The sequence below is a fragment of the Streptomyces sp. CBMA123 genome, assembly GCF_014596465.1.
Lineage (GTDB): Bacteria > Actinomycetota > Actinomycetes > Streptomycetales > Streptomycetaceae > Kitasatospora.
In genome coordinates, this window is record NZ_MECK01000419.1 from 1 (window position 1) to 2,676 (window position 2,676).

Below are 2,676 nucleotides of genomic sequence, written 5' to 3' on the forward strand. Positions count from 1 at the left end.
GCGCGCCCGCCCGTGCTGGGCAGGGCCGCGGCGGCGGCCCGGACGCACTCGGCGGGGACCTCGTTGCTGGTGAGCACGACGTCGACCGGGAGCAGGTGGAGCCGGGCCAGGGCGGCGGTGACCTCGTCCGGGGTCAGCCGGGCGTTGGCGCCGGGGACCACCACGATGCTGTTCTCGCCGGAGGGGTCGACCATGACGACGGCCTGGCCGGTGGGCGCGTCGGGGTGCGCGTGCACGGCGCCCGTCTCGACTCCCGCGCCGCGCAGATCGGCGAGCGCCGCCTCGCCGTCGGCGTCGCGACCGATCGCGGCGACCAGGTGCGTGGCGGCCCCCATCCGGGCCGCCGCCACCGCCTGGTTGGCGCCCTTGCCGCCGAACCCCCGGCTGGTGCCGGTGGCCAGGACGGTCTCGCCGGGCGCGGGGAGCACGGGGCAGCGGAGGATGCGGTCGGTGTTGACCGAGCCGATGACGACGACCCGGCCGGCGGGGAGCAGCTTCATCGTTCCTCTGTACGCGGCGGGGCGCGGGCCGCGCAAGCGGTGGGTGGGCGGGCGGCTGGAAGCGGACCGGTGGTCCGGGGCGGGCGGGAGAGCGAGAGGGCGCAGGAGCGGCGCGAGCGGCGTACGGGTGGGGCGCGCGGGGGAAGTCGGCCGGTCCGACTTCCTGTGCGCAAGCGATGGCGGTAGGGGGCAGCTTTGATGGCGGCCGATCCTCATGTGTCCGTACCGGGCCCGTGGCCTGGGCACATGCCGCTGTCAAGGGGCGGGCCGGGGCGCGCGGGCGGGCGCGGCGAGCAGTTTTGGGGAGCGGCGTACCGCGGGTACCACCACGGGTGGCGCTGGTTCGGCCGACGGGGGCGCTGCCCGGTGCGAACGGCATCGGGGCAAGTCGAGGGCAGGGGACGTTGTGATCGTCTGGGTCAATGGCACATTCGGGGCGGGCAAGACGAGTGCCTGCCGCGAGCTGGTGGAACTGCTGCCCGGGAGCGTGCTCTTCGATCCCGAGCTGGTGGGCTTCGGACTGCGCCGGATGCTCCCGGCCGACCGGCTGGCCACGGTGTCCGACTTCCAGGACCTCGCGGCCTGGCGCCGGCTGGTGCCGGAGACGGCGGCCGCGCTGCTCGGTGAGGTCGGCGGGCCGTTGGTGGTGCCGATGACCCTGCTCAGAGAGGACTACCGGGACGAGATCTTCGGTGACCTCGCCGCACACGGGATCACGGTGCACCACTTCGTGCTGGACCCAGAAGAAACGATCCTGCGCGACCGCATCGCGCACCGCGAGGAATGCCCCGGCGATCCCGAGGGCAGCGAGCGGGTCCGCACCTGGTGCCTCGAACACTTGCCCCGCTACCGGGCCGCCCGCCGCTGGCTGGTCGGCGACGCCCGGATGATCGACAGCAGCGGGCTCACCCCGCGCGAGACCGCGCACCGGATCGCCGAGCTCGTCCGGGTCGGCGCCGCCCGCTGCCCGATCGTCCAGGCCCAGGATCCGACCGGGGACACCGTGGCCTCGGCGGTGCTGTTCTTCGACGAGCAGGACCGGGTGCTGCTCGTCGACCCGGTCTACAAGCCCGACTGGGACTTCCCCGGCGGCGTGGTCGAACGCGGCGAGGCCCCCACCGACGCCGCGCTGCGCGAGACCGCCGAGGAACTCGGACTGCGGCTCGACCCCACCGTGCTGCGCCTGCTCGCCGTCGACTGGGAACCGCGCACCGGCCCGCGCCGCGGCGGCCTCCGGCTGATGTACGACGGCGGGCTGCTGGACGACGCCGGGCGGCAGAACGTGCTGCTGCAGCAGGAGGAACTGCGCGGCTGCCGGTTCGTCACGCTGGAGGAGGCGGCCGACCTGCTGCCGCCGAGCCGCTACCGGCGCCTCGCTGCCGCGCTGGACGCCCGGCGCAGCGGGGAGCTGCGGTACCTGGAGGCGGGGTGCCGGGTGGCGCTCGGCCTGGCCAGTACGGCGGAGGCCGTGTAGGGCCCGGAGCGGGGGACGGGGCGGGCCCGGAGCGGAGCGGGGGACGGGGCGGGCCCGGAGCGGGGCGGGTCCCGGCCCCCGGTTGGTCGAGCGGGCGGTGCGGGCGTCAGGATGGGGCCATGCCGTTCACGCTGAGCCACCCCGCCGCCGTCCTGCCCCTGCTGCGCGCCGCCGGGCAGCGCGGGCCCTTGGTGGCCTCGGCGTTGGTGGCCGGGTCGATGGCGCCCGACGTGCCGTTCTTCGCCGAGTCGCTGCTGCCCGGGGTGTACGGGCACGGCGGGCTGACCCACGCCTGGTGGGCGGTGCCGACGTTGGACGTGGCGATCGCCGGCGCACTGGTGGCCGGGTGGCACGGGCTGCTGCGGGCGCCGCTGGTGGGGCTGTTGCCCGAGCGCTGGGCGGGCGGCGCGGAGGCACTGACGGTCCGGCGGGGCTCGGGTGTCCGGGGCGCGGACGTGGCCTGGTTCCTGGCCTCGGCGGCGGTCGGCGCGGCCACCCACGTCGGCTGGGACGCGTTCACCCACGGTGGCCGGCTGGGGGTGCGGCTGCTGCCCGTACTGGACCGGCAGGTGGCCGGTGTCCCGGTCTACGAGGCGCTGCAGTACGGGAGTTCGGCGCTCGCGCTGGCCGCGCTGGGCGGCTGGGCGGCGCGCGCGGTGCGGGCCGTCGAGCCGGTGCGACCGGCCGTGCGGCTCGCGCCGC

The 2,676-nt window shown here is 76.5% G+C and carries 3 protein-coding genes; 2 read left to right on the plus strand and 1 reads right to left on the minus strand.

Annotation, left to right across the window (positions count from 1 at the left end; genetic code table 11):
* On the minus strand, window positions 1-500 hold a 500-nt coding region (locus BG452_RS32355; RefSeq protein WP_223243047.1), incomplete at its 3' end, for a PfkB family carbohydrate kinase.
* Window positions 501-906: 406 nt separating this feature from the next.
* On the opposite strand from BG452_RS32355, the gene BG452_RS32360 reads away from it, so the two are divergent.
* Both BG452_RS32360 and BG452_RS32365 read left to right on the plus strand, forming a co-directional pair.
* Window positions 907-1,974: an NUDIX hydrolase gene (locus tag BG452_RS32360; protein ID WP_188307919.1), complete on the plus strand. Its 1,068-nt coding sequence runs from the start codon at window positions 907-909 to the stop codon at window positions 1,972-1,974.
* 119 nt (window positions 1,975-2,093) lie between these two features.
* A partial coding sequence (locus BG452_RS32365) for a DUF4184 family protein (protein WP_188307920.1) occupies window positions 2,094-2,676 on the plus strand: 583 nt, incomplete at its 3' end.